The sequence below is a fragment of the Alcanivorax sp. HI0083 genome (assembly GCF_001635175.1).
Genome location: NZ_LWFX01000366.1, coordinates 1 through 893, shown reverse-complemented (window position 1 = coordinate 893; position 893 = coordinate 1). Strand labels below are relative to the sequence as shown.

Below are 893 nucleotides of genomic sequence, written 5' to 3'. Positions count from 1 at the left end.
AACTGGGATGCCCGCAGTCTGAGATTGAACTTCGAGTTTGATCTGGAATGTTATGGGGAGGAGCTGGCGGAGCAGATTGATGACGCGCTGGATGAGCGGATCGCGCTGTCACAGCGGCTGGATCAGGCCGGCTTTCGACAAATGGCGCCTTGGCGGCGGGTGCGCAATGCACTGGCTCATATGATGGAGCCCTATTTATAGGCTCGCTGCTTGGCGGCCATGGCAAAATGCCATTATTTGTGTGGTCTTGATCACGAACTGCCTGTTTGCCGGGATACAATCGTTACTCTCTTGGTTATAAAGTAGCCGCTTAAACAGGCTGTTTAATATCTTGGCGCAGCGAGATAGTTCCAGTACAGCGAAGAGTGCCTGTAGAAAAACAATAAAGACAGAGCGGTAAAGATAGCGCAATACCGGGAAGGTCGTGCGCCATATTGGTCAGGATGATGATGATAAAAAAACTGACAATCCTGCTGGTGTTATCACTGGTCGCGGTGCCGGTGCTGGCCGAAGAGGGGGAGTGGGTGCTGGTCACCGATCGGGACGCCGTCCAGGTGTTTCGCCAGGACGATGATACCTCACGCCTGAAAACTTTCCGGGGCGTGGCCGATTTGCGGGTGAATGACTTCAATGCCATCGGTGCTTTGCTGGATGATTACGACGCCGTTGCTTCGTTTATGCACATGGTGTCGGAAATTCGCGACCTGAAGCGCAATTCCCCCTATCAACGCGACGTCTACGTAACTACCCGCTTGCCGTGGCCGGTGAAAGACCGTGATGCTCCCCTGCGGGTGACCTTCTACCAGGAGCCGGACACGCTGGACCTGGTAATGCCCTTCGCCTTGCATTCAGGTGCTTATCCGGAGCAGGCCGGCTACGTGCGTATGCCGCAG

At 54.9% G+C, this 893-nt stretch carries 2 pseudogenes; both read left to right on the top strand.

The window, feature by feature from the left end:
* Positions 1-201: pseudogene (locus tag A3754_RS03810) on the top strand (cardiolipin synthase); the annotation flags it as partial.
* Positions 202-443: 242 nt separating this feature from the next.
* A pseudogene (locus A3754_RS03805) lies at positions 444-893 on the top strand (hypothetical protein); the annotation flags it as partial.